A 24,733-nucleotide genomic window follows, 5' to 3' on the forward strand; every position below is an offset into this window, starting at 1 on the left:
AATGCAAACGATTCTTAGAATCATTTGCAATTAGTGCCGGCACGATGTATCAGCGGGGCGACATCACACACCAAAAGCACTTTCAGGGGACAAGCCGTGATCAGACAGTCATTTCTTCCATCCACTCTCACCTTCCCAGCCCTTTGCGCGGCCGCCGCGCTGGCGACGGGCTGTGCGACGCAAGCGTCAGGTCCGGAGATTGCCTCTTCCTTCCAGTCTGCGCGCGAACAGGCCGTTACTGATCCAGGCGCGGAGGCCGAGAAGAAGGAGCAGGACAGGGCGGCGATCCTGGCGATGGCAGGCGACTACAAGGTCAGCTTCGATTTCACCGAAACGGTTCCCTTCGTTGCGGGCTATGAGCTCAAGGAACCGAAACTGTCCGGCGGTCATGAGGTCGTGCGGGTGATCCGCAATGATGAGGATTTCATCAGCCTGCAGCATATCCTCGTCGTCGGCGGCGAGCAGAAATTTCCGATCAAGCACTGGCGTCAGGACTGGATCTTCGAGCCAGCCTCGATACCGGAATATGCCGGCGGCAATGCCTGGCGCAAACGGGATTTCTCCGCTGTCGAGCGCGACGGCAAATGGGCGCAGCTCGTCTATCAGGTCGATGACGGTCCGCGCTATGGCGCCCTGGCCGAGTGGACCCATGAGCATGGCGTCTCCAGCTGGACATCGCCGCCCAATATGCGGCCGCTGCCGCGCCGGGATGCAACCACGCGCGACGATTACGACGCGATCCTGGCGACCAATCGCCATGCCATCACGCCCGCTGGCTGGGTGCATGAGCAGGATAATTCCAAGCTGATCCTCCGGGGTGGCGAGCCCCGGATCCTCGTGCGGGAGATCGGGGTCAATACCTACAACAATGATGACGGTTTCGAAGCGAGCATTGCCGATGAGTATTGGGCCGCAACGGCTGATTACTGGGCGATCGTGCGCGATGCGTGGACGGCGCTCGAGCAGGACCATGATGCGTTCGGCCTGACGGTGCAGGGCGAGCCGGAAGCGCTCTACATGCCCTTGCTCGACCTTGCAGGGGAGGTCGAGGAGGGGACCTTGACCGTTGCCGAGGCAGGCGAGCAGGCAGAGGCGCTGATCGAGGAGTACACCATCACGGACATCGGTACGCTCGAAGAGCGCCTTGCCGGTGTCGGTGACAAGGATGCGGCCGCTGCCGATTGATCGGCGAGGCTCGGGCCAGAGGCCGATTTGACTGGACGCGGTCGGGGCCTATGCTTTGCCTTGCAGCAAAAAGGATAGGCCATGACACAGCCGCAAACAGGCCAGCCAGCGGGCCAGGGCGATTTGCTTGAGCCTCTTGCCAGTCGAGTGGCAGAGCCATTGGCTGGTATGGTCGACAGTGTCGAGATGTCCAACCTGATCGGGGCGGGCATCCTCATCAGCGCCGTGATCATCGCGGTCTTCGTCAAATCGGTGATCTATGGCACGGCCATGAAAGCGGCGCGCCGCGGCAAGCAGCAGATGCTGATGCGCATCCTGCACCGCGCACGCTCGGTGGCGACCATTGCCGTAGCGATCCTGGCCGTCGAGCTGACCCTGCCGCTCATCACCATGCCCGAAGCGGTGGGTGTGTTTGTCGACCGGATCGTCAATCTGTTCCTCATTGGCGTTTGTGGCTGGCTGGTCATTCTCGTGCTCCGTGCCCTGACCGATGCACGGATGTCGCGCTATGATCTCGACGCCGAGGATAATCTCGAGGCGCGGCGCATCACCACCCGGATGCGGGTGCTGCGCCAGATGATGACCATGGTCATCCTGCTGGTTACGGTCGCGACCATGTTGATGACCTTCCCCAGCGTGCGTGCGATCGGCGTGTCGCTGTTCGCGTCGGCCGGTGTTGCCGGAATCGTCATCGGCTTTGCCGCACGGCCGGTGCTGTCGAACCTGCTCGCCGGCATCCAGATCGCGCTGACCCAGCCGATCCGCATCGGCGATGCGGTGATCATGGAAGGCGAGTGGGGCTGGATCGAGGAAATCACCTCGACCTATGTGGTGGTCAAGATCTGGGACTGGCGGCGGCTCGTCGTGCCCCTGACCCAGATCATCGAGAAGCCGTTCCAGAACTGGACCCGCGAGACGGCGTCGATCATCGGCAGCGTCGTCTGGCATCTCGACTATACCGCGCCGGTTGGCAGGATGCGCGAGAAGCTGAAGGAGTTTCTCGACGAATCCGCCCTGTGGGACGGCGATGTGCAGGTGCTGCAGGTGATCGAGACCAGCGAGGAGACGATGGAGCTGCGCGCGCTGATGAGCGCCAAGAACTCACCGACCGCCTGGGATCTGCGCTGCGAGATTCGCGAGAAGATGATCTCCTGGCTGCAGGCCGAGTGCCCGGGTGCGCTGCCGCGCCGCCGTGGCCAGCTGCAGATCGACCAGAACGAGATCGCCGTCAGCGACGCGGAGCGCCCGGCGTCCGATGACGGCCGCGATCGCAATATTTCCGACCAGATCCAGCATCCGGAGGATGATGCTGCGGACGAAAAAAAAGCTGCCGGCCACGAGGGCAGCCGGCAGCAGTAAGAAAGCGAAAAAACCGGTCGAGGGTGGGGTCGCGGGGTGTCCGGATGATGACAGCCCCGCTGGGATGCGTCCCCGGGTTGGTGGGTGTACAGGGACGCGGTCCGGATTTACTTTCCGCCTTCGATGGGGCAACCGTCAGAGCAGGGGCGCGAGCGCGACGGCATAGCCGGTCAGGACCATGCCTGCGATACCGGCCCCCAGAAATCGGGCCATTTCTATCTCCTTTCGTTTCAGCGTTGAGCGTTTGACAACAGGGAGATAAGCGATGCGTCGATAGGAACAATGGCCGTTAAATACATAAATTAATAGAAAAAACCTATCAGCCAATCAGGGTCAGATCCTTGTGTTTGCGGCTGGCGATGTCGCGGATGATGTCGGCGATCCTGAGATAGGCTTCGCCGCGGCCGGCACGTTTGCGCCACATCAGGGCGAGGGACCGGGTCAGGCTGCGGCCCTTCATCCGCTTGATCACGACTTCGCTTCGTGTACGGATTTCCGACTGGACATACAGCGCCGGCAGGAAGCTCAGCCCCATCCCCATGCCGACCATCTGGCGCAGGGCATCGAGGCTGGTGCCTTCATAGTCGCGCGACAGACGGGCGCCGAAAGTCTCGCACAGGCGCATGACCTGATCGTGCAGGTGATAATGCGGGTTGAGGGAGAGCACATCCATGCCCTTCAAATCTTCCGGTGCCAGCGTTTCGTTACCGGCGAGGGGATGGTCGGCGGCAAGCGCGACATAGAGGGGTTCGCGGAACAGCGGCGCCGTCATGAAGTCCGGATTGTCTGATGCCTGCTGCGTCAGGATGACATCGTGAATGCCGCGGGACAGCTCGAATTCCAGGTCCCGCGTCGCCCCCTCGCGGATATAGAGGTTGAGCCCGGCGTGATTCTTGTGCAGGGCGGCGACGACGCCGGGCAGGAGATAGGGTCCGACCGTCGGGCTGGTGCCGAGGCGGATCGTGCCAGACAGGCCATGGCGGGCACCGGCGGAGAAATCCATGATGTTCTGCACCTCGTCGGTGATGCGGCCGGCATGGCCGGCGACCTCGCGCCCGGCGGGTGTCAGGGCGACGCCGCCGCGGCTGCGCTCGACCAGCTGCAGGCCAAGCAGGCTTTCGAGGTTCTGGATCTGGGCGCTCAGCGAGGGCTGGGTGATGCCGATGCGCTCGGCAGCCTGCCGGAAATGGCTGGTCTCCTCGACAGCGAGGAGGCATTGCAACTGCTTGAGGGTCAGGAATGGGTCGGTTGCCACGGCATTTCTCCTGATAGGAATATCCAATGAATATAGGAAAATTGATATGGTTTTCCACAGAAAATGCGGCGCCTGCGCGCGCCACCGGCACACGACGCGCTTGCCCGGGGCGCGCGATGCCCTAATTACCGCTCTCCCTCGAAAGGAGGCGCCGGTCTTGCGCATTTTCGGTCTTCCCTTGTTTCCGGTCATCTTTGCCGGGCTCGTCTTCAACGTCATCAGCTTCGCCTGGTATGCGTTTTTCTTTGGCGATGAATGGATCGTCTCGCACGGGTTTGCCGAGACGGCGGCCCATTCGGGCTCACCGCTCTGGCGCCTCGTCAGCCCGCTGCTGGCCTTCGCCCAGGTGATCGGCCTCGCTCTGGTGCTGCAATGGCGCGGCTGGCCGGATATTGGCGGCGCGGTCGCGACGGCGCTGGTCATGGCGCTGGTCTTTGCCGTGCCGGTGCTGGCTTACGATCCTGTAAACCTGCCCTCGCACAATTTGTTGGCCTTTGTCATTGATGCCGGTCACCTTATACTTTCCTGGATCGTCGCGGCGCTGGTGCTGACGGCGATGCGTCGGGACGGATGAGCGATGGCACAGAGCACGGGGGCTGGCAGCAAGGGGGCGATCCGGCGGCGCGCCGCAGCGCGCAAGCAACAGCAGCGCCGCAAGTCAGGCAAGCTCTATTTCGACTGGCCGCTCGCCGGGCGCACCGCCTTGCGCCTTGTCGGCGGCGGGATCTTCCTGTCGATCCTCTGGACCGTGCTGTATCTCGTCGTGCCTGTGCCCGGCACGACCCAGATGGGCCTGCGCGCCCTGCAGGGGCAGGAAGTGCGCCATGACTGGGTGCCGCTCGATGAAATCTCGCCGCATCTGGTGCGGGCGGTGATTGCCTCGGAAGATTCAAAATTCTGCCACCATTTCGGGTTCGATATGGAGCAGATCAGGCTGGCCTGGCAGGATGTGCAGGCCGGGTCAGGCTGGCGCGGCGCGTCGACCATTTCGCAGCAGACGGCGAAAAACGCCTTTCTGTGGAATGGCCGCGACCCGGTGCGCAAGCTGGCGGAAGCGTATTTCACCGCGCTGGCGGAACTGATCTGGCCCAAGCGGCGGGTGATGGAGGTCTATCTCAACGTCGCCGAATGGGGCGACGGGCTGTTCGGGGCGGAGGCCGCGGCGCAGGGGCGCTTTGGCAAGTCGGCGTCGGAATTGACGGCCTATGAGGCGTCACTGCTGGCCGCCGTGTTGCCGAGCCCGAACAAATGGTCGGCCAACCCGCCCGGGCCCTATGTGGCGCGCCAGTCCGGCACGATCCGGGCGCGCATGGCGGTGGTCAGGAATGAAGGCCTCGATGCCTGTGTACTGAATTGATCGATTGGAGAGAAGGAAGCTGATGATGATGAGACTTACGATGATGGGTGGCGCGCTGGTGCTGGCGCTGTCGGCCTGCGTCACGCCGATGCAGGGCCAGGCCCCGGCGCCGGTCGATTTGCGCGGCCCGGCAAGGACTGCTGCGCCATCCCAGGATGGCTGCGCGCAAGTGGTGCCGATCTTCGCCGAGACGACGCAGGACGGGATCTCAAAGGAAAACGCCTATCTGCGCACGAGGTTTCCGGGCGCCCGCAAGACCGACCAGTACATGACCTATTGCGGGTCGACCCCGGTCGATGTCGTGACGCTGGTCACCGAAGACGGGTATACAGAGGAAGTCTGGTTCGACATTTCCTCCTTCTTCGGCAAGACCGGCAGCGGCGATCTCGACGACCGTCTGGACGGGTAGCGCGCCACAGCCGAGGCTTGCGCCCTTCTTCTTGACCATGGCGTCAGCGCGGCATAAGGCTTGTAGCCTGTATCGCCGCGCTGCCCGAAAGAATGACCATGGCCAGGAATAAATATGATTGTCTGAAATGTCCCGCCTATTGCTGCTCTTATGCGCATATTCCGGTGACGGACAAAGACATCACCCGGCTGGCGAAACATTTCGATGTGTCGTGGGAAAAGGCGCGCAAGAAATTCATCAAGAAGGGCGACAAGGAAAGCCCGCTCGTGCTGCGCCACCAGGACGACGAGCATTTCGACACGATCTGCCAGTTCCTCGATCTCGACACGCGCAACTGCACGATCTATGAGGCGCGGCCTGAAATCTGCCGCACCTTCCCGACGCAGACCCGCTGCGGCTATTACGATTTCCTGATGTTCGAACGCGAAGTGCAGGACGACGACGAATGGATCGCCACCACCAGCTAGGCGCCCGCTGATGGGCGAGCGCGTCGACTGCGTCGTCATCGGGGCGGGCGTCGTCGGCCTCGCCGTCGCCCGGGCGCTGGCGCTCTCGGGCCGCGAGGTGATGGTGCTGGAACAGCACGATGCCTTCGGCACCGAAACCTCCTCGCGCAATTCCGAAGTCATCCATGCCGGCATCTATTATGAGCCGGGCAGCCTCAAGGCGCGGCTGTGCGTGCGCGGCAAGGCGATGCTCTATCCCTATCTCGCCGAGCGCGGCGTGCCGCACCTGAACTGCGGCAAGCTGATCGTGGCGACATCGCCCGCCGAAGTGCCGGGGCTGCAAAAGCTGATGGCGCGGGCAGAGGAGAACGGCGTCCGCGATTTGCGCCTGTTGAGCGCGGAAGAAGCGCAGGCGATGGAACCGGCGCTGTCTTGTGAGGCGGCGATCTGGTCGCCCTCGACCGGCGTCTTCGACAGCCACACCTATATGCTCAGCCTGCTCGGCGATATCGAGAATGCCGGCGGCATGGCGGTATTCAACGCGCCGGTTGTTGGTGGGCGTGTGCGGGAGGGCGGCGTCGAGATCGATGTTGGCGGCGAGGCGGCGGTGACGCTCGATGCGGCGCTGGTCGTCAATTGCGCCGGGCTGCATGCGAGCAAGGTCGCGCGGATGATCGAGGGCTTTCCGGCGGACAAGGTGCCGGAGACGCGCTACGCCAAGGGGCGGTACTTCACCTATTCAGGCAAGGCGCCATTCGAGCGGCTGATCTATCCGATGCCGAGCGCCGACAGTCAGGGCACGCACTATACCCGCGATCTTGGCGGGCAGGGGCGGCTGGGGCCGGATGTGCTCTGGGGCGTGGAACTGGGCGATTACGATGTCGAGGCCGATGCCCGCGACCGGTTCTGGCAGGACGCGGTGAAGTTCTGGCCGGGGCTCGAGAAAGACAAGCTGCACGCGTCTTACGCGGGGATCAGGCCGAAGATCACGTCGCCGGGCGTCTGGGCGGATTATCGCATCGACGGGCCGCAGGTCCATGGCGTGCCGGGGATGATCCAGCTGTTCGGCATCGAGTCGCCGGGCCTGACGGCGAGCATGGCGATCGGGTCCTTCGTGGCCTCGCTGGCGCGAGGCTCCTCAGGATGAGGGCTGAGAGACCGGCCTCACCCTGAGGTGGCTGCGCAGCAGCCCACGGAGGGCGAGGCAGTCCGGGGCGTGTATTTCAGGGAAGGAAAGCTGTCAAGGACACTGCGTGCCCGCAGGGTTTCATCCTTGACAGCTTTCCTTCCCTGAAATCAGAATACCACCAAGGTCTGTAAGGACAGGTCTGTCCTTACAGACCTTGCTTGCCAATTTGCAGAATATTCAGCCTGCCTCGTCCTTCGAGGCCGCTTCGCGGCACCTCAGGATGAGGCGCCTCATTGTGAGGTGCCCGGCAACGCCGGGCCACGAACTACTCCGCCGCCTGCCGGTCTTCCTGCTGTCTCTGCCATAGTTCCGCATAATCGCCGCCCTTGGTCAGAAGCTCCGCATGGGTCCCTTGTTCGATGATCTTTCCGTCATCCATCACAAGAATGCGGTCGGCGTCGATGATCGTCGACAGGCGGTGGGCGATGACGAGGGTGGTGCGGCTCTCCGCGACATTGCGCAGGGCGGTCTGGATGCCTTGCTCGGTCACGCTGTCGAGCGCCGAGGTCGCCTCGTCGAGGATCAGGATCGGCGGGTTTTTCAAGATGGTGCGGGCGATGGCGACGCGCTGTTTCTCGCCGCCTGACAGTTTCAGCCCGCGCTCGCCGACGACCGTGTCGTAGCCTTTGGGCAGCCCGGCGACGAAGTCGTGGATCTGCGCCATCTGCGCGGCCTGTTCGATTTGCGTCTGCGTCGCGCCGGGCCTGGCATAGGCAATGTTGTAGCCGATCGTCTCGTTGAACAGCACCGTGTCCTGCGGCACCATGCCGATGGCGGCGCGCAGACTGTCCTGCGTCACCTCGCGGATATCCTGCCCGTCGATTGTCACGCTGCCCTCGTCGATATCGTAGAAGCGATAGAGGATGCGGCTGATGGTCGACTTGCCGGCGCCGGAATGGCCGACGATGGCGATCTTCTCGCCCGGCTGCGCAGCGAAGGAGACGCCTTTCAGGATCGGGCGGTCTTCCTCATAACGGAAATGGACATTGTCGAAGACGATGGCTGCCCCGTCGACGGCCAGCGGGCGGGCATCGGGCCTGTCCTCGACCTCGGGCTCGACCTTCTGCAGACTGAACATCTTCTCCATGTCGATCATCGACTGCTTGATCTCGCGATAGGCGAAACCGAGAATGTTCAGCGGCTGGTAGAGCTGCATCATGATCAGCGAGATGCCGGTGATGACACCGACCTCCATCTCGCCCGCCGCGATGGCGCGGGTGGCGAGGATCAGGATGGCGACAATACCGGCATTGAAGATCAGCGACTGGCCGATATTGACGATGGCGAGCGAGTTGTTGGAGCGGATCGCCGCTTCCTGGTACTTCGCCATGGCATCATTATAGCGGTCCGCCTCCCAGCGCTCATTGTTGAAATATTTCACCGTCTCGTAGTTGAGCAGGGAGTCGACCGCGCGGGTGTTCGCCTCCGTGTCTTGCTGGTTCATCTCGCGGCGGAATTTCAGCCGCCATTCGGTCGAGGCGACGGTGAACCAGACATAGACGATCACCGTCACCGCCGCGATCACGGCATAGACCGGGTCATAGCGGATCGAGAACAAGACCGCGATGATGCCGAGCTGGATGAAGGTCGGGATGATGTTGAACAGGAGGAAGCGGAACAGGAAGTCGATGGAGCGGATGCCGCGCTCGATGATCCTCGACAGCCCGCCGGTGCGCCGCTCCAGGTGGAAGCGCAGCGACAGCGCGTGCAGATGGCGGAAGACGTCTATCGCGACCTCGCGCTGGGCGTTCTGGCCGACCCGGGCGAACAGGAATTCGCGCAGCTGCGGCACGGCAACGCTGAGCAATCGGAAGATGCCATAGCCGACGACAAGGGACGTGATGGTGGCAACGGCGATCACCGCCGGGTTCGACTGGTCGAGACCGTTGACGACTTCCTCGAGCAGGATCGGCGCGCCGAGAGACACGACCTGGCCGAGCAGGATGACGATGAAGGCGGCGATGACCCTCAGCTTGTAGCTCGGCTTGTCCTTCGGCCACAGATGCGGCAGCAGCGCCCGCACCGACGCAAGCTGCTCCTTGAGCGAGCTCGCCTCGCCGTCATGCAGGCCATATTGTCGATGCGATCCCCTTGGCATGGGTGTGAGGTAGGGCTTGGCGGGCCAAAAGGGAAGGGGTGCGGTGCACCCGGCACCGCGTTCATTGACGACAGGTCACGCGCCCGTGACGGAACGGCTGGCTCTCCCTCGCATTGGGCCTGCAACCGATATTTCAGGAGACCCTAAATGACCGACAAACTCACCACGATCAATCCGGCGACGGAAGAGACCCTCAACACCTATGACCGCATGTCCGACAAGGAGGCCTTCGCCGCCGTCGAGCGCTGTCACGAGGCGTTCCTGCAATGGCGCCATCGCAGCCTCGAGGATCGCGCGGCGATCATCCGCAATATCGGCAAGGAATTGCGCGCCGGCGCTGAGGAGTTCGCGCAGCTGATGACCAGCGAGACCGGCAAGCTGATCGGCGACGGCGCGGCGGAAGTCGAGCTGTGCGCCGCGATCTGCGACTATACCGCCGCTACAGGCGTCAAGGCGCTGGCCGATGAGGAGCGCGAGGTCGACGGCGCCAGGGCTGGCATCGTCACCTACAGCCCGATCGGCGTCGTCTATGGCATCCAGCCGTGGAACTTCCCGGCCTATCAGGCGGTGCGCTATTCCATCGCCAGCCTGATGGCGGGCAATGGCATCCTGCTCAAACATGCCGAGGCCTGCACCGGCAGCGGCCTGTTCCTGAAGGAACTGTATGAGCGCGCCGGCCTGCCGGAAGGCCTGTTCACCGTGCTGCTGATCGACCACGACCAGTCGGACAGGATCATCGAGAACGATCTCGTGCGCGGCGTCACCCTGACCGGCAGCGAAGGCGCCGGCAGGCATGTCGGCGAGGTGGCCGGCAGGGCGCTGAAGAAGACGGTGCTCGAACTCGGCTCCAACGATGCCTACCTGGTGCTCGAAGATGCCGATCTCGATATCGCGGTCGAGCATTGCGTGAAGGGCCGCATCTTCAACAATGGCGAGACCTGCGTGAATGCCAAGCGGTTCATCGTCACCGACAAGGTCTATGACGCCTTCGTCGAGCGCTTCGTCGACCAGATGGCGGCGATCAAAATGGGCGATCCGATGGATGACGATACCGATCTCGGCCCGATGGCGCGGGAAGATTTGCGCGACACGCTGGCTGACCAGGTCGAGAAAAGCGTGAAGAACGGCGCGCGCATCCGCTGCGGCGGCGAGGTCCCGGACCGCAAGGGCTTCTATTATCCGTCCACGGTGCTCGACAATGTCGAGCCCGGCCAGCCGGCCTATGATGACGAGCTGTTCGGACCGGTCGCTTCCGTCATCCGCGCGAAAGACGACGAGGATGCCATGCGCATCGCCAATGACAGCCGCTATGGCTTGGGCGGCGGTATCTTCTCGAAGGACGAGGACAAGGCGATCACGCTCGCGCGCGACCATTTCGATACCGGCATGATCTTCATCAACGGATTCAGCATCGCGACGCCGACCATGCCCTTCGGCGGCGTCAAGAATTCCGGCTACGGCCGCGAGCATGGCGGGTTCGGCATGAAGGAATTCGTCAATGCCAAGGCCATCACGGTCTTCTGAGGCGGTTTTCGCCGCCATTGACGACGTCACGAAAAAGCCCCGCATGACCTGCGGGGCTTTTGTCTTGCGGCATGGTTGTTGCGCGCCGTCGGGCCGCCCGCCTATCGCGGTGCGGCCAATTGCATGTCGTCGGTATAGCTGAAGGTCGGGAAGTCCTTGATGTCGGTTTTACGCAGATGGGTCAGCTGCAACGAGATCCCCAGGGACCTCTCCTCGACCTTTTGCAGCCTCGAATCATAGATCGCGACCAGGCGGTGGCCGCGCAGGAAAGCCTTGTCCAGCTTGATGACGACGAAGGGTCCGTCCGCGCGTCCCAGAACGACATTGTCGACAATGCCGACCTTCACGCCCTTGATGTCGATCACCGGCAGGCCAATCAGCGCAGCTTCGCGGCTGACAGAGACGTCGGCGGGGGAGGTGATCTGCGCCAGTGTCTCGCCGGACGTCTGGGCGAGGGACAGGGCGAGCGGGCTGGCGGCTGTTGCGCTCGCGAGCGCGGCGAAAAGGATATTTCTTGCGATCTTGTGCATTGGCGATTGTCTTGGCGCGTGGCGCCAATCTCCCTTGAAAAAATTGCGGGGCATCGCGACAGCTGGCGGGGATATGGAGCCCTTGTGGCCGGGGTGATGGCGCCGTGTGGCGCGCCCGCGATCGGGGCCGCGACTCTGACGCTCCTTAAACATCAGTATGGGAACCGACATATGCAAGGGGCACAGACAGCCCTTATGCGAATATTTCCGGCGATGGCCCGCTGGCTCACCGTCTCGGCTTGGGCAGGGACAGGGGGAAGATGATGGCGCAGCCGCGCAAGGCAAAGGCGCTGACGATGCAGGCGATGAGGCAGATGCGGTCGTTGAAACCGGTGAAATACAGCGCCGCGAAAACGGTCGAGCCGAGCAGCGCGGCGGTCGCGTAGATATCCTCCTTCATCAGCAGGTTCTCGCGGCCGGCCACGATATCGCGGACAATCCCGCCAACCGTCGCCGTCATCACGCCCATGACGATGACGATGGCAAAGGAATGGCCGAGCTCGGCTGCCTTGGCGGCCCCCGTCGCGGCGAACACCGCAAGGCCCACGGCATCAGCCCAGCGCAGGGGTTTGAAGTCCTCGATCGACTTGTGCAGGAAAAACGCGGTGATGCCACCGAGGCCAGCGAGCAGGAGGGACAGGTTGTCCTCGAGCCAGAAGACCGGCACGTCGAGGATAAGATCGCGCAGCGTCCCGCCACCGACGGCAGGCAGGAAGGAGAGCACGATCACGCCGAACAGGTCCATGTCCCGGCGCACCGCCGCAATGCCGCCCGACAGGGCAAACACGAAAACCCCGATGCGGTCGGCAATTTCAAGGAAAAGGTCGAAGGGCATGGGCGGATCCTCCCGCAGTTTTGCAGGACGGTAGCGGGATTCCCGAGACAAGAATAACTCAGCACAGGCTGCGCCCGTCGTCGCTTCGCTGCGGCGCGGCCGCCTTCGCGCCTTCGCGCTTGAAAGATCGGTGTGGGGGCTGGCCTGCCGAGCCGTAGCCCGAAGGGCCCACTTGCGATTGCGGAAGGCTGGTAGTGGAGGGCGGGCTTGAACCGCCGACCTCAGGGTTATGAATCCTGCGCTCTCACCAACTGAGCTACTCCACCCCAAAGGGCCCGGGCCTGTACAGGCCGATCCGGCGCTGCCGGACAGAGCGACGGTATAAAGGCGATCCCGTCGGCTTTGTCAACTGAGGATTGGCGCATAGCCGTTCTGCGGCTTGCACGGTGGCGGCGCGGCGTTCTGTCGCCTAAATAGGATAATGTAAATGGCCGTTAATCGCCTGCTTACGGGCAGCATGTATGGTCGGGCACGCAGAGCAATTCCGGGCGGGACGATGGCACAGTCAAAGAAGAAAATCCTATTTACCTCAGTGGCTTGCGCTGTTGTCTTCGGTGCGGCTGGCATCTTGCCGGCACAGGCGCAGACGCTCAGGGAAGTGCTCGAGCTGACCTATCAGACGAGCCCGGCGCTGAAGGCGGGCCGCGCCCAGCTGCGCGCGACCGATGAACTCGGCGCCCAGGCCCGGGCCGAGGGGCGTCCGACCCTGAACGGGCAATTGTCCTACGAGACCGCCGACGGCAATTACGATCCTGGCCGCGACCTGACCGATCTGTTCGGCGGTGACATGCCGCCCCCCGATATGGGCGACGACCCGGAAGAGGGCGGGCAGCAGGACCTGATCAACGAGGCGCTGACCGGCAATGGCGGCACCGGCACGAGGCAGGTCGGCGTCGAGCTGCAGCAGCCGCTCTTCCAGGGCTTTCGGGTGAAGAATTCCATCGAGCGCTCCGAGGCGCAGATCGACGCGGCACAGGCCGAGCTGATCGCGACCGAGCAGCAACTCTTCCTTGATGCGATCAGCGCCTATCTCGGCGTCATTACCGCCGAAGAGGCAACCGGCTTTACCGAGGCGTCGCTGACCTCGCTGCAGGGCCAGCGCGATTTCGCCCAGGCCCGGTTCGACAACGGCCAGGCAACGCGGACCGACATCGCCCAGGCGGAGGCGCGGGCGGCGCAGGCCAATGCCGACCTGATCCGGTCGCGCTCGACCCTGACCACGGCGCGGGCACGGTTCGAGCGCATCACCGGCCGCATGCCGGGCACGCTGGAAGCGACCCCGCCGCTGCCGCCAATGCCGGCGACGCTGGACGAGGCGCTGGAGATCGCGATGGGCGCCAACCCGTCCATCATTGCGGCGCGGGAGCAGGAACGGGCGTCGGCGAGTGGCGTGAAGGTCGCCAAGGGCTATCTCGCCCCCACCGTCACCGCCCGGGCGAGCTATGGCTATGCCCAGAATCAGTTCCTCGACGGCGACCAGTCGGAGAATGCGACGCTCGGCGCGCAGATCACCATTCCGCTCTATCAGGGCGGCGCGACCTATTCGGGCATTCGCCAGGCCCGGGAGGCGCACACAGCCGACCGGTGGCGGCTGCGCGAGGCAGAGCGCCAGCTGCGCGAACAGGTGGAAACGGCCTGGCGCCAGCTCGAAGCGTCCCGCGCCGCGTGGGAAGCGACGGCGCCGGCGCTGTCGGCGGCCGAGCTTGCGTTTGAAGGTCTGACGCTCGAGGGCCGTCTCGGCCAGCGTACGACGCTCGATGTGCTCGACGGCGAGGCGGAACTACTCAGCGTCCGTCTTGCCCGGCTGCAGGCGCGCGAGGCCTATTACCTGTCCGCCTTCCGGCTGCTGCAGGCGACCGGGTTGCTGACCGCCGAGGCGCTGGCGCTCGATGTCGACTATTACGACCCGAACGACAATCGCGACGATGTCGCGGCACGCTGGTTCGGCACGGGGACGGCGCGCGAATAGGTCTTAACGCCGCGTAAACACAGGGGTTGAGGAAATTCCCTTTCTGGCGGAGATGGAACTCCTCCTAAACCTTTCGTGTTTAGTCTGTATTATTCGGCGGGGGTGCGTTGCGTCATGTATCGCTTCCCGGCATAGCAATGGAGGTGACTTATGGCTTTTACTGACAAGCTTTCCACCAAGAACGACGAAGACCTCGCATCGATGCTCAAGGAGCTGCGAGGCGATCTCGAGAACCTGCGCAAGGACATGCACACGCTGCAGAAGGACGCCGGCAAATTCGGCTCCGCCAGCATGCATAATGCCCAGCACAAGGTCGAGGATGCGACCGAGAAGGCCATCAAGATGGGCCGCGACAAAGCGAAGAAATTCAAGCACGAAGCCGAAGAGCAGACAGAATCCCTGCGCGACACGGTGCGCGAGAATCCCGTAGCCTCCCTGGGGCTCGCAGTTGCTGCCGGGATGATCCTTGGCCGCACGATCCTGAAATAACGAAGAGAACAGATCGGTTCCCATGCTGAATGGTTTGATCAGATCGACGAAACAGGACGCCGCCCGCGTTGCGACGCGGGGGGCGCTCATGGTCTATGCCGGGCTGTTTGCCGCGATGGCCAGCCTTTTTGTGACCGTCGCCATTGTCATTTCCCTGACACCGCTTGTCGGGCAGGGGCTGGCAGTTCTTTGCGGCGGCATATTTTTGCTGCTGCTCGCCGGCGTTTTCTTTTTCGCCGCCCAGGCCCTGTCAGGCGACCATGCCTCGCCTGCACAAGTCCGGTCCGCAAAAGCGTCTTCCGCCCCGCCATCGTCCGGCGGCACGAATTACGAGGCGCTGCTGATGAACGGGCTGGCTAGCGGGTTGCTGGAGAAACAGTTCAAGGAGCATCCTGTCCGCACGGTCGCGGCGGCTGTTGCAGCTGGCACGGTCATGGGCATGATGGAGGCACGCGGGTCCGACTGATGAGCCTCACCCGACGGTCGTCCGGCCCCTATAGTGGCAAAGTTGCGGGAGTGTGTCTGACCATGTTTTCAAAATTCCTTCATATTGTCGCGACCTTCGTGGCCATCTTTTTCATTCTCGCGGGGCTGCTCGTGATGCCGTCGCCGGTCCCGTTCGGGGTCGTGCTGATCCTGATCGGCCTGAGCATGCTGATCACGACGAATGCCGCCTTTGCGTTCTGGCTGCGCCATTTCCGCAGCCGTCATCCGCATATGGAAGAGAAGATCCGCAAGGCCCAGCAATGGCTTCCCGGCTTCTTGCGCCTCCCCCTTGAAAAGACGACGCCGGACGGCACCGAGACGAACTGAACCGCGGCGCCGGCCCCGCCAGTCCCCGAACCAAATCGACGCCCGTTGGGGGTGTGATCGGCCCCGCTGCCTGTGCTAGAAGCAGGAAGAATCAAGCGCGTTGGCAGGGAGTGGACCATGGCCGGTCTGTGGCTGGAAGAATTCGAGGAAGGCATGGTGTTCGACCATGCGCTGTCCCGCACGATCACCGAATATGACAACATGCAGTTCTCGCTGATGACGATGAACCCGCAGCCATTGCATATCGACGCCGATTTTGCCGCGAAAAGCGCGTGGGGCAAGCCGCTGGTCAATTCGCTGTTCACCCTGGGGCTCCTGATCGGCATGACCGTGGGAGACACGACGCTGGGCACCACGATCGGCAATCTGGGCATGAGCGAGGTGAAGTTTCCCGCCCCGGTGTTCCACGGCGATACGATCCGTGCACGCACGACGGTGGTGTCGGTGCGCGAGAGCAAGTCCCGCCCCGGGCAGGGGATCGTGACGTTCAAACATGAAGCGTTGAACCAGAAGGGCGATATCGTCGCCGTCTGCGAACGAGCCGCGCTGATGCGCGCCAAACCGGCGGAGAGTGCCTGATGTTCAAGTCCCTTCTGTTCGTGCCGGGTGACAGCGAGCGCAAGATCGAAAAGGCCGCCGCATCCGGCGCCGACATCCTGATTTATGACCTGGAAGACTCCGTCGTGCCGGACCGCAAGGCCGAGGCGCGGCAGATCACCCGCGCGGCGCTGAAAAACGCCGACCGGTCGATCTGCAAATATTATGTCCGGGTCAACAGCCTCGACACCGAATGGATCAGGGAGGACCTCGCCGCCGTGGTGCCGGCGCGGCCTGACGGCATCGTCCTGCCCAAATGCAACAGTGCCGATGACATCAAGTCGCTCGATGCGCTGATCTCCAGCCATGAAACGGAAGAAGCGATTAGCCGTACAAAGATCATCGCCATTGTCACCGAAACCCCGCAGGGCGTGCTGGCGCTGACCAATCCGGGATGGGTACAGCCGCGGCTGGCCGGCATGATGTGGGGCGCCGAGGATCTGTCCGCCGAGATCGGCGCGACCGTCAATTACGATAATGGTGATTATACCGAGCCGTTCAGGCTCGCCCGCAATCTCTGCCTGATTGCCGCGCGGGCGGCGGGCGTCGTGCCTATCGATACCGTGTTTGCCGATTTCCGGGACGAGGCCGGTCTGACCAGCCTGTGCCAGAAGGCGCGGCGCGACGGATTCGAGGCGAAGGCGGCGATCCACCCGGCACAGGTCAAGCCGATCAACGACGCCTTCCAGGCGACGCCCGAAGAAATCGAGTGGGCGAAGAAAGTCATTACCCTATTGAGGGAATCCGACAGCGGCGTTGCATCCCTTGATGGAAAAATGCTCGACATGCCCCATCTTCGCATCGCCCAGAAGATACTCGCCAAAGCGGAATCGGGCGGAAAAAGTTAAAATACGTTCCGTGCGGAACAGTCATGTATCAAAATGTAACACAAATAAACTCTCGTTAATCAAGGTTAACGGCAGTTCCAGACATTTGTTGAAAAAGGGTTAACGCGGAGTGTTTTTGTTTGCATTTCAGGGTTAATGCTTCATTATCCACATTATAGGGTAACTCAGGGCCAGCGAGAGAAATTCGCAAGAAAATTTCTGCCCCGTTCTTGTGGAGAAGGTTAAGTCATGTCTAGCATCAAGCATTACCAGGAATTGCAGGGCAGCGATTCAAGCGAAGTGCGCGTTTCCGCCCCGGTCTATGCCGCCGAAGATCTGTTCAAGGGCGCAGTGCCGCGAGCGAGTTTCCTCAACATCGATTTCACCGTTTCAAGCATCTCCTCGACAGGGCTTACCCTGTCTGTGCCCGAGGGGCTTTGCGTTACCGAGATACGCACTGCCCAGACCCTCGAACTGAAGCAGGGTGGTGAAACCTTTTTCGAATGCAAGGTCGTTATCGCCGGCGGCACACCGGACAAGACCGAGCTGCGCGTGCTGTTCGACGAGCGTGGCATCGATATTAACCAGATCGCCCGCAAGAACTCCATGGCGCTTGCCCGGGCGAAGGCGAAATCGAAAAAGCCGACAATCACCTACAAGGTACCGATGGAGTACAAGGTCTACTGTACCGAGGTTCTCGACTACATCGCCGATCAGCGCCAGTTCATCGAGAGCCATATCGCTCCGTATGAGGACGGCCTGTCGGAGGTCGAAACTCACGAGCTTTGCGGCCAGCTGGAAGAGAGCAGCAAGGCGGGATGGTCCGACATCTGGTTTCGCGGCAATGATCTTGTCCTGCCTTTCATCGACGATGCCAAAGCCAAGCAGGACCTGAAGACATTCACCGAGCGGCTGGTCACCCGTGAGCTGGTCGGCGGACGCAACTGGCATCGCAGCTATTTCAAGCCGATGGGCTATCCCGGCGACTTCCAGATCATGAACTACATGTATGATCATCGTCCGGAAGGCACCTCGATCTATAGCCGTTACCTGCACATTCTCGGCCTGATCAGCGGCCGGCCGATCGTCTCGCGCATGGAGTATATCTCCGAGGCGCTGGACCGGCTGAATGACCAGGAAGACAAGAGCGATCTCTATCACGTCATGAGCATCGGGTCCGGCCCGGCGCGCGAAGTGCAGCGCTTCCTCGAAACCACCTATCAGTCGGGGGAGGGATATTCCTTCACTCTCGTCGACCAGGAAAAGCAGGCGCTCGATTACGCGATCACGACGGCCTATCGCAGCCTGACGCCGAGCCAGTCGAATGTCATCGTCTCTGGCATGCACACCTCGTTCACCGAGATGCTGCGCCCGATGAGCACGTTCCGCCATATTCCGCAGCAGCACCTGATCTATTCCGCCGGCCTGCTCGACTATCTCAACCCGGCCCTGTCGCGTCGTCTTTGTGCCAAGCTCTATGATTATCTTCGCCCCGGCGGCACGCTGCTGATCGGCAACGTCAATGATGCGGCCAACGGGACATACTGGCCGATGGAATTCATCCTCGACTGGACGCTTTATTTCCGCAACCGGGAGCAGATGCTGGACATGTCCGCTGGCTGCAAGGGCGCGGATGTCGAGATCGACATGGATGAGTCCGGCGCCGTCTATATGCTGAAAGTCACCAAGCCGGCCTAAAGCATCGTGCGCCCGGCCGGGGACATGAAGATGCTTTGCATCATTGAAGTAGATCAACTTTCTGCGTTCAAATGATTACAGTGGAACGCTGCTTGATCCAGGCCGGTCTGACCGGCGGCGCTTTTGCCGACTGAATGAAAGCCCGGCTCAGGCCGGGCTTTTTCATGAGGCCCGCCTCAAGCCCTTGTCCTGCGCGGCGGTGCCCGGTTCTCCCGCCGGCGGCTTCAGCGCGGCTTCGTTTTCCGTGCGGTCCAGTGTCAGTGTCGCGATGGTACCGCCATCCTCGGCATGGGCGAAGGAAATCCTGCCGGAATGGGTCTGGACGATCCGGCTCGTCAGCGTGATGCCGAGGCTGATCTTGTCGCTGACGCCGAGAAACTCTTCTGTCCGCTCCAGCGTGTTCTCGATCTCATCCAGCTTGTCGAGGTCGATCCCCGTGCCCTGGTCGGTGATGACAATGCTGACAACATCCTCCGCTTCTTCAGTGGAGATCTTGATGATCCCCTTGTCGGGTGATGCTTCGACAGCATTGGCCAGCAATTCGTAAACTGCCTGTTCCATCAGCGCGCCATCGACCTTGATACGGAAGTGGCGGTCTGGCTTTTCGAGAACCAGATTCCGGGCTTCCATTTCATCGACCAGGCGCGACAGGGCGCAATCGATTAGCTCTGCTGTCGTCGTCGACTGGCGGCTCAGTTTGATACTGCCGGAATCAAGACGTGAATAGGTCAGTATACGTTGCACTGTCCGGAGCAGCCCCTGGCCCGCTGCGTGGATGTTGCTGGAGAATTCCTTGTACTCGGTCGCCTCGTGCTGCCCGAGCGATTCCTGTTCAAGGATCTGGGCATAGCCGATGATCTGGTGCAGCGGTGTCTTGAAAATGTGGGTCAGGGTGTTGAGGACGGCATTCTTGCGCTTGATCGAGCGATTGGCGTCCTCGAACATGTATTGCAGTTTCTGTGCATATTGCTGGTTCAGAAGAAACTTCATGTATTCGTCGCGGCGCGCTATTTCCAGGAAATAGATGGCGATGGAGGAGAGCATGAACGCATTCAGGATGAAGAAGTGCGCGGCAAACACGTCGCGGCCATAGGGGATTCCGGCGACCGCAAAGATGAAGGAAAAATAGCTGAGCAACAGGACACCGAAACTCAGCAGGAAGGAAATCCGCACCAAATTGTTCAGGATCATGGCGGTCATGATCAGGCCGACATAATAGGGCGGCGAAACCGAGCCCTCGAGCCAGACCATGTAGGAGATGGAAACGCCCCCCGTCGCCATCAGGCCGCAACACAGATACTGGATATGCTTCTTGCCGAAATCGAGATAGGTCAGCCCGATGACCGCCAGCGCCCCGAGCGACAGGGCAATCCTCAGGCCGATGACTTCGGTTCTGGCATTCTGCAGCGTGAAGTAGTCGAGAATGACATACAGGAGATAGACCAGGATCGCGACGTAGAACATCACGCGGTCTTTGCCCGTGAAGTACGTGCGCGAATATTCCTGATAGGCGTGTTCCAGATGCGGATCCTGGAATTTCGCCGTCAGGCGGTTTTTCTTCTGGGTCTCAACTGTCATCGGTGCCTGTCCTGAGGCATGAATATCGCTGTTTTGTTGAGATAGCTTTAACGCGGCATACCCACCCGGAGCCCTGACATGGCGATGGCGCGATGAATCCTTGCGATTGGCCAGAATCCGGGTGACGGTCTAGCGAAATGTTTACCTTTCGCCTTTAGCCATGCACTGTCTGAAAAGGGTGAATATGTTCAAGCGACGCTCGAAAATCTGTACCAGTATCAGTGCTGAAGCGCAGATGCTGTATCCCAATTTGAAGAGCTACGGCGCCTTTGACGGCCTCTCCAACAAGCTGACGCGAAACCTTGCGCGCGAACTGGTCCACCGGGTCTGGCGTGCCGCCCGCGACGAGGTCGATTTCCCGTATTCGGTCGAGGCCTGCAGCCTTGGCGGCGTCCCCGGCCAGCGCATCAGCGCCGGCGAGGTCGCGCCGGACTGCCCGGTGATCTTCTACGTTCACGCCGGCGCGTTCGTGTGCGGCTCGGCTGAAATCAATGCCGGTGCGGTGCTGCCCACATGCCACCTTGCCGGGTGCGAGGCCTGGGGTGTCGATTATGCCCTGGCACCCGAGCATCCGTTTCCCGCCGGCCTCGACGATGTCACCAGCTTTTACCTTGCCCTTCGCGAGAGGGTCGGCCCGGACAGGAAGATCATCGGAATCGGTGATTCAGCCGGCGCGAATTTGCTCCTGTCATCGATGATGTCCTGGCGCGACAGCGGCATTGCCTTGCCCGACCGCGCTGTGTTCATCTCGTCCTGCCTCGATGGCACGGCCTCCAGCGACACCGTCATCACCATGCAGAAACACGATCCGCTGATCAGGATCGAGGGGCCGAACAGCCTCAAATCAGTGTTCCGCTATTATGCCAATGGCGCCGATCTCAGCGACTGGCGCATTTCCCCGATCAATGGCGACATGACCGGCCTGCCGCCCATGCTGATCCATGTCGGCTCGCGCGAAGCCCTGCTGGGCGACAGCGCTCGTCTCTCGGAAAAGGCGCGGCGCAGCGGCGTCGATGTGGCGCTGCGCGTCTTCGACGGCATGTTCCACATGTTCCACCTGCACTGGTCCTTGCCCGAGGCGCGGGCCTGTCACGAGGATATTGCCGACTTCATCCGGCGATAGCAGGGACCCTGGCAAGGCGCCTATTGCGCTGCGTAGATCCGGTCTTCCCCGGTTGCGGCGCCGGCGATCCTGCCGGCGGCTGCGGCCCTGTCGGCGAACGGGTTTTCCGCCTGTCTTCCATCCAGCAAGGACGGATCTTCCTGCAGGGCGTAAAGCTCCTTGGCGAGGGCGGGATAGTGATAGCTGGCGACGCGCGGATAGAGATGATGCAGCAGGTGGTAATTGTGGCTGGCATGCAGCACGGTTGAGATCTGCTGCAGGCCCTGGGGCAGCAGGGCGATTTTCATGATCTGCTTTTCCGGCGCATCCGGCGACTGGCGGTGCGGGATGACGGCAACGCCGGTAAAGACCAGCGAGTAATTCATCCATGCCGGGATCAGCCAGAAGAAGAGAAGATTCCACCAGCCGGCGGTCATCCCGAGCGCGACGGCAAGGGCGACGGATCCGATCCAGAAGGCGATATAGTGCCGGGCGATCTTCAGATCCCGCCGCCTGAACGAGTAGCGGGCAAGGGCGATGTGGTCGCCGACCAGCACGGTCATGATCTTGAAGATCACGAAGGGCAGGCTGCCGCGGACGATCCAGTGATTGGGATCGCGTTCGGGATCGTTGACATTGCGATGATGATCGAGATGGGTCTCGCGAAAGGCGTGATAGGGCAGCAGGGTCGGTGTTGCCATGAAATAGCCGAACACCTTGTTGAGGCGGTCATATTGCGGCCGACGGCGGAAGATGAGGTCATGGCCGACTTCATGGCTGATATTGAAGCAGAACAGCACGAGCCAGGTCTGCACGGTCATGCCCAGCAGCGCCTTCTGCCAGAGGGCGTCCAATTGGCTGCCGAGCGCATAGACCGCCACCAGGCCGGCAAAGGCGACAGTGCCGGACACGATCGTCCGCCAGTCGATCTCGCGGCTCATATATTTGCCTGCAAGCCGGTTGGCGGCGAGTTTTCCCTCACCGCTTTCAAAAAGGCCCAGGTCGAGAATTTTGATCGGTATCACCGCAATCGCCAATGGTTAACAAGAGCTTAAATTTTAAAACAATGGCGCGTGGATAACAACGCATAAGTGGTTAACAAAGGGCCATTCGGGTGTCCTATTTTGGCGCAGGATGCTTTATAACAGCGTATAACCGCGCCTTTCCGGCTTGCCGCGAGATATCATATTACTCTAGAGCTTGGGGCGACAGACAAACGCCAAATCACGAGAAGGTTTCATGAGCACAAAGACCTCAGCCGACAGTGGCAGTTCGAAGTTCCTGCCGGTCGAGCCATTCGACATCATCGTTTTCGGTGGATCGGGTGACCTGGCCCTGCGCAAGCTGATGCCGGCCCTCTATCACCGCTGGCAGGACCAGCAGATTCCGGCAACCTCCAAGATCATCGGCTCTGCCCGGACGAAAATGTCGAGCGAGGAATACCGCCAGCTGGTGCGCGACAAGTTCGAGGAGTTCTATCCGGAGGACAAGCTGGCGGAGGAGACCTGGAACGCGTTCGCCGAGCATATCCATTATGTCGGCGTCGATGCGCTGGATCAGAAGAGTGATGACTGGGACGATCTCAAGGACCTGCTCGACGGCAGCGACGAGAAGCTTCGTATCTATTATCTTGCCCTGCCGCCGGGCATCTATGGCCAGGTCAGCGCCAATGTCGATGCCAATGGCCTGAAGACCGACCGCACCCGCATCGTGCTGGAAAAACCGATCGGGTCCGACCTTGAGTCGGCCCGTGAGGTGAACGATTCCGTCGGCGAGGTCTTCGACGAGGAGAAAATCTTCCGTATCGACCATTATCTTGGCAAGGAGACGGTACAGAACCTGCTGATCCTGCGCTTTGCCAACTCCCTGCTGGAGCCGGTGTGGAACTCGCGTCATATCGACCATGTCCAGATCACCGTGGCGGAGACCGTCGCGGCTGGCGAACGGGCATCCTATTACGACAAGGCAGGCGCCCTGCGCGACATGGTGCAGAACCATTTGTTGCAGCTGCTGTGCCTCGTCGCCATGGAGCCGCCAATCGACCTCGAGGCGGATTCCGTCCGTGCCGAGAAGATCAAGGTCCTCAAATCCCTGCGCAAGATCGACAGCGGCACGGTCCGCGCCGACACCGTGCGCGGCCAGTACAAGGAAGGCTCGGTCAAGGGCAAGCCGCAAAAGGGCTATGCCGAGGAGGTCGGCCATCCGACCGATACCGAAACCTTCACCGCGCTGAAGGTTCATATCGACAATTGGCGCTGGTCGGAGACGCCGTTCTATTTGCGTACCGGCAAGTGCATGAGCGGGCGCTGGTCGGAGATCGTCATCCAGTTCAAGTCGGTCGATCACCTGATGCTGGCCCCTGAGTCGGGCCGCGTGCAGCCGTCGCGGCTGATCATCCGCCTGCAGCCGGACGAAGGCGTCAAGCTGATGCTGATGACGAAGGATCCCGGCCCCGGCGGCATGCGCCTGCGCTATGTGCCGCTCAACCTGTCCTATGCGGAGACTTTTGCGCCGCGCTATCCCGACGCCTATGAGCGCCTGCTGATGGCCGTCGTGCGCAACAATCTTGGCCTGTTCATGCACAGGGACGAGGTCGAGGCCGCATGGCGCTGGGTCGATACCATCCTCGGCGCCTGGTCGCGGGACGATGTGCCGGTTCATCTCTATACGGCAGGAACGGACGGACCGGTTCAGGCCTCTGTGCTGCTCGACCGTGACGGACGGGAGTGGTTCGATGGCGCATGAGGGCGGTGACACGGGACTGATCACCTTTCCGGGCGAGGCGGCGATGGCTGCCCGTCTTGCCGACCTGATCGCGGCGCAGCTCGCTGCGGCGGTAGAGGACAAGGGCAGGGCGAGCTTCGCCGTGTCCGGCGGCTCGACACCGAAGCTGCTCTATCAGCACCTGTCGCAGCGTGACCTGAACTGGTCGAAAGTCGATGTCGTTCTGGTCGATGAGCGCTGGGTCGATCCCGGCGAGGAAGGCTCCAACGAAACCTTCATTGCCGAGAACCTGATGCAGGACCGCGCTGCCGCGGCGCGCCTGACCGGCATGAAGAACAAGGCGGCCACGCCTGCGGAGGGGCTGGCGACCATGGAAGCCTGCCTGTCCGGCATTTCCTTCCCGCTCGACGTGACCGTGCTGGGCATGGGCGGCGACGGGCACACGGCTTCGTGGTTTCCGCACGCCGAGGGCCTCGACGCCGCCCTTGATCCCGAGGGCAGCGACCGTGCCGCCGCGATCACCGCGACCCGGAGCGAGGTGACCGGCAAGTTCCTGCAGCGCATGACGCTGACCCTGCCGCCGGTCGCTGAGTCCGGCCTGATCGTCCTGATGATGAAGGGCGAGGGCAAGCGCGAGGCCTATGAAAAGGCGCAGGGCGAGGGTGCTGTTGCAGACATGCCCGTGCGTGCCCTATTGAGAGTGCATGAGAGCCGTTCCCTGCCATTCTGGCCATGCTGGACGGCGTGAG

The 24,733-nt window shown here is 61.9% G+C and carries 24 protein-coding genes and 1 tRNA gene; 18 read left to right on the top strand and 7 right to left on the bottom strand.

The annotated features are described in order from the left end of the window. Positions 1-96 precede the first annotated feature (96 nt). Positions 97-1,185 (top strand): DUF6607 family protein, encoded by a 1,089-nt coding sequence (locus IEV88_RS01660; RefSeq protein ID WP_206711312.1) that lies wholly within the window; start codon positions 97-99, stop codon positions 1,183-1,185. Between the two features lie 81 nt (positions 1,186-1,266). Next, entirely contained in the window at positions 1,267-2,544 is a 1,278-nt protein-coding gene (locus IEV88_RS01665) for a mechanosensitive ion channel family protein (RefSeq protein ID WP_206711313.1), read from the top strand. Positions 2,545-2,863: 319 nt separating this feature from the next. Here the strand turns inward: IEV88_RS01665 and IEV88_RS01670 are convergent, their stop codons facing one another. Further along, on the bottom strand, positions 2,864-3,799 hold the full coding sequence (locus IEV88_RS01670) for a hydrogen peroxide-inducible genes activator (RefSeq protein ID WP_206711314.1): 936 nt from the start codon (positions 3,797-3,799) through the stop codon (positions 2,864-2,866). Between the two features lie 157 nt (positions 3,800-3,956). Here IEV88_RS01670 and IEV88_RS01675 point away from each other — a divergent pair, with 157 nt between their 5' ends. The 5 genes from IEV88_RS01675 (at position 3,957) to IEV88_RS01695 (ending at position 7,158) form a co-directional block, all read left to right on the top strand. Further along, entirely contained in the window at positions 3,957-4,373 is a 417-nt protein-coding gene (locus tag IEV88_RS01675; protein ID WP_188159559.1) for a DUF1761 domain-containing protein, read from the top strand. 3 nt (positions 4,374-4,376) lie between these two features. Further along, the gene (gene mtgA / locus IEV88_RS01680) at positions 4,377-5,156 is read left to right on the top strand and encodes a monofunctional biosynthetic peptidoglycan transglycosylase (protein WP_188159560.1); all 780 of its coding nucleotides are present in this window, start codon (positions 4,377-4,379) and stop codon (positions 5,154-5,156) included. A 22-nt stretch (positions 5,157-5,178) separates the two neighbouring features. Beyond that, positions 5,179-5,565 (top strand): hypothetical protein, encoded by a 387-nt coding sequence (locus IEV88_RS01685; RefSeq protein WP_188159561.1) that lies wholly within the window; start codon positions 5,179-5,181, stop codon positions 5,563-5,565. A gap of 98 nt (positions 5,566-5,663) precedes the next feature. Continuing rightward, positions 5,664-6,032 carry a YkgJ family cysteine cluster protein gene (locus IEV88_RS01690; RefSeq protein ID WP_229731392.1) on the top strand — a complete coding sequence of 123 codons (369 nt, stop codon included), beginning with the start codon at positions 5,664-5,666 and terminating at the stop codon, positions 6,030-6,032. A gap of 10 nt (positions 6,033-6,042) precedes the next feature. After that, positions 6,043-7,158, top strand: coding sequence for an NAD(P)/FAD-dependent oxidoreductase (locus tag IEV88_RS01695; protein WP_188159562.1), 1,116 nt, complete (start codon positions 6,043-6,045; stop codon positions 7,156-7,158). A 307-nt stretch (positions 7,159-7,465) separates the two neighbouring features. On the opposite strand, the gene IEV88_RS01700 is transcribed toward IEV88_RS01695, so the two are convergent. Beyond that, entirely contained in the window at positions 7,466-9,298 is a 1,833-nt protein-coding gene (locus IEV88_RS01700; RefSeq protein WP_188159563.1) for an ABCB family ABC transporter ATP-binding protein/permease, read from the bottom strand. A 147-nt stretch (positions 9,299-9,445) separates the two neighbouring features. Here IEV88_RS01700 and IEV88_RS01705 point away from each other — a divergent pair, with 147 nt between their 5' ends. Further along, the gene (locus tag IEV88_RS01705; protein ID WP_188159564.1) at positions 9,446-10,822 is read left to right on the top strand and encodes an NAD-dependent succinate-semialdehyde dehydrogenase; all 1,377 of its coding nucleotides are present in this window, start codon (positions 9,446-9,448) and stop codon (positions 10,820-10,822) included. 101 nt (positions 10,823-10,923) lie between these two features. Here IEV88_RS01705 and IEV88_RS01710 read toward each other — a convergent pair whose 3' ends face one another. The 3 genes from IEV88_RS01710 to IEV88_RS01720 all read right to left on the bottom strand — a co-directional run bounded on the left by IEV88_RS01710 (position 10,924) and on the right by IEV88_RS01720 (position 12,453). Then, entirely contained in the window at positions 10,924-11,352 is a 429-nt protein-coding gene (locus tag IEV88_RS01710) for a PRC-barrel domain-containing protein (protein ID WP_188159565.1), read from the bottom strand. Between the two features lie 226 nt (positions 11,353-11,578). Next, complete coding sequence (locus IEV88_RS01715) at positions 11,579-12,187, bottom strand: trimeric intracellular cation channel family protein (RefSeq protein WP_188159566.1); 609 nt, start codon at positions 12,185-12,187, stop codon at positions 11,579-11,581. 189 nt (positions 12,188-12,376) lie between these two features. Next, a tRNA-Met gene (locus tag IEV88_RS01720) sits at positions 12,377-12,453 on the bottom strand. A 266-nt stretch (positions 12,454-12,719) separates the two neighbouring features. On the opposite strand from IEV88_RS01720, the gene IEV88_RS01725 reads away from it, so the two are divergent. From IEV88_RS01725 to IEV88_RS01755, 7 genes are all read left to right on the top strand, one after another. After that, a complete protein-coding gene (locus IEV88_RS01725; protein ID WP_188481186.1) occupies positions 12,720-14,156 on the top strand; it encodes a TolC family outer membrane protein in 1,437 nt (478 codons plus the stop codon). A 150-nt stretch (positions 14,157-14,306) separates the two neighbouring features. Next, positions 14,307-14,645, top strand: coding sequence for an ElaB/YgaM/YqjD family protein (locus IEV88_RS01730; RefSeq protein ID WP_188159568.1), 339 nt, complete (start codon positions 14,307-14,309; stop codon positions 14,643-14,645). A 22-nt stretch (positions 14,646-14,667) separates the two neighbouring features. Beyond that, positions 14,668-15,111, top strand: a complete 444-nt coding sequence (locus IEV88_RS01735; protein ID WP_188159569.1) for a phage holin family protein — start codon at positions 14,668-14,670, stop codon at positions 15,109-15,111. A 62-nt stretch (positions 15,112-15,173) separates the two neighbouring features. Next, positions 15,174-15,458, top strand: a complete 285-nt coding sequence (locus tag IEV88_RS01740; protein ID WP_188159570.1) for a hypothetical protein — start codon at positions 15,174-15,176, stop codon at positions 15,456-15,458. Positions 15,459-15,575: 117 nt separating this feature from the next. Beyond that, positions 15,576-16,037, top strand: a complete 462-nt coding sequence (locus IEV88_RS01745) for a MaoC family dehydratase (RefSeq protein ID WP_188159571.1) — start codon at positions 15,576-15,578, stop codon at positions 16,035-16,037. Continuing rightward, the gene (locus IEV88_RS01750; RefSeq protein ID WP_188159572.1) at positions 16,037-16,903 is read left to right on the top strand and encodes an HpcH/HpaI aldolase/citrate lyase family protein; all 867 of its coding nucleotides are present in this window, start codon (positions 16,037-16,039) and stop codon (positions 16,901-16,903) included. Before IEV88_RS01745 ends, IEV88_RS01750 begins: the two co-directional genes overlap by 1 nt. A 228-nt stretch (positions 16,904-17,131) precedes the next feature. Continuing rightward, a complete protein-coding gene (locus IEV88_RS01755) occupies positions 17,132-18,580 on the top strand; it encodes a class I SAM-dependent methyltransferase (RefSeq protein ID WP_188159573.1) in 1,449 nt (482 codons plus the stop codon). 162 nt (positions 18,581-18,742) lie between these two features. Here IEV88_RS01755 and IEV88_RS01760 read toward each other — a convergent pair whose 3' ends face one another. Next, a complete protein-coding gene (locus IEV88_RS01760) occupies positions 18,743-20,158 on the bottom strand; it encodes a sensor histidine kinase (protein WP_188159574.1) in 1,416 nt (471 codons plus the stop codon). A gap of 184 nt (positions 20,159-20,342) precedes the next feature. Between IEV88_RS01760 and IEV88_RS01765 the strand changes: the two genes are divergently transcribed. After that, positions 20,343-21,281, top strand: a complete 939-nt coding sequence (locus IEV88_RS01765) for an alpha/beta hydrolase (protein ID WP_188159575.1) — start codon at positions 20,343-20,345, stop codon at positions 21,279-21,281. Positions 21,282-21,301: 20 nt separating this feature from the next. On the opposite strand, the gene IEV88_RS01770 is transcribed toward IEV88_RS01765, so the two are convergent. Further along, entirely contained in the window at positions 21,302-22,285 is a 984-nt protein-coding gene (locus IEV88_RS01770) for a fatty acid desaturase family protein (protein WP_188159576.1), read from the bottom strand. Positions 22,286-22,499: 214 nt separating this feature from the next. Here IEV88_RS01770 and zwf point away from each other — a divergent pair, with 214 nt between their 5' ends. Both zwf and pgl read left to right on the top strand, forming a co-directional pair. Next, a complete protein-coding gene (gene zwf, locus IEV88_RS01775; RefSeq protein ID WP_188159577.1) occupies positions 22,500-24,005 on the top strand; it encodes a glucose-6-phosphate dehydrogenase in 1,506 nt (501 codons plus the stop codon). Beyond that, positions 23,995-24,732, top strand: coding sequence for a 6-phosphogluconolactonase (gene pgl, locus IEV88_RS01780; RefSeq protein ID WP_188159578.1), 738 nt, complete (start codon positions 23,995-23,997; stop codon positions 24,730-24,732). The genes zwf and pgl overlap by 11 nt, the downstream gene beginning before the upstream one ends. Position 24,733: the final 1 nt, after the last annotated feature.

This window comes from Aquisalinus flavus (genome assembly GCF_014640095.1).
GTDB lineage: Bacteria > Pseudomonadota > Alphaproteobacteria > Caulobacterales > Parvularculaceae > Aquisalinus > Aquisalinus flavus.

Coding starts and splice junctions, on each gene's coding strand:
- IEV88_RS01665 (WP_206711313.1), top strand. CDS start 1,267: ATGACACAGCCGCAAACAGGCCAGCCAGCGGGCCAGGGCGATTTGCTT.
- mtgA (WP_188159560.1), top strand. CDS start 4,377: ATGGCACAGAGCACGGGGGCTGGCAGCAAGGGGGCGATCCGGCGGCGC.
- IEV88_RS01685 (WP_188159561.1), top strand. CDS start 5,179: ATGATGATGAGACTTACGATGATGGGTGGCGCGCTGGTGCTGGCGCTG.
- IEV88_RS01690 (WP_229731392.1), top strand. CDS start 5,664: ATGGCCAGGAATAAATATGATTGTCTGAAATGTCCCGCCTATTGCTGC.
- IEV88_RS01695 (WP_188159562.1), top strand. CDS start 6,043: ATGGGCGAGCGCGTCGACTGCGTCGTCATCGGGGCGGGCGTCGTCGGC.
- IEV88_RS01700 (WP_188159563.1), bottom strand. CDS start 9,298: ATGCCAAGGGGATCGCATCGACAATATGGCCTGCATGACGGCGAGGCG.
- IEV88_RS01705 (WP_188159564.1), top strand. CDS start 9,446: ATGACCGACAAACTCACCACGATCAATCCGGCGACGGAAGAGACCCTC.
- IEV88_RS01710 (WP_188159565.1), bottom strand. CDS start 11,352: ATGCACAAGATCGCAAGAAATATCCTTTTCGCCGCGCTCGCGAGCGCA.
- IEV88_RS01715 (WP_188159566.1), bottom strand. CDS start 12,187: ATGCCCTTCGACCTTTTCCTTGAAATTGCCGACCGCATCGGGGTTTTC.
- IEV88_RS01730 (WP_188159568.1), top strand. CDS start 14,307: ATGGCTTTTACTGACAAGCTTTCCACCAAGAACGACGAAGACCTCGCA.
- IEV88_RS01735 (WP_188159569.1), top strand. CDS start 14,668: ATGCTGAATGGTTTGATCAGATCGACGAAACAGGACGCCGCCCGCGTT.
- IEV88_RS01740 (WP_188159570.1), top strand. CDS start 15,174: ATGTTTTCAAAATTCCTTCATATTGTCGCGACCTTCGTGGCCATCTTT.
- IEV88_RS01745 (WP_188159571.1), top strand. CDS start 15,576: ATGGCCGGTCTGTGGCTGGAAGAATTCGAGGAAGGCATGGTGTTCGAC.
- IEV88_RS01750 (WP_188159572.1), top strand. CDS start 16,037: ATGTTCAAGTCCCTTCTGTTCGTGCCGGGTGACAGCGAGCGCAAGATC.
- IEV88_RS01755 (WP_188159573.1), top strand. CDS start 17,132: ATGTCTAGCATCAAGCATTACCAGGAATTGCAGGGCAGCGATTCAAGC.
- IEV88_RS01760 (WP_188159574.1), bottom strand. CDS start 20,158: ATGACAGTTGAGACCCAGAAGAAAAACCGCCTGACGGCGAAATTCCAG.
- IEV88_RS01765 (WP_188159575.1), top strand. CDS start 20,343: ATGTTCAAGCGACGCTCGAAAATCTGTACCAGTATCAGTGCTGAAGCG.
- zwf (WP_188159577.1), top strand. CDS start 22,500: ATGAGCACAAAGACCTCAGCCGACAGTGGCAGTTCGAAGTTCCTGCCG.
- pgl (WP_188159578.1), top strand. CDS start 23,995: ATGGCGCATGAGGGCGGTGACACGGGACTGATCACCTTTCCGGGCGAG.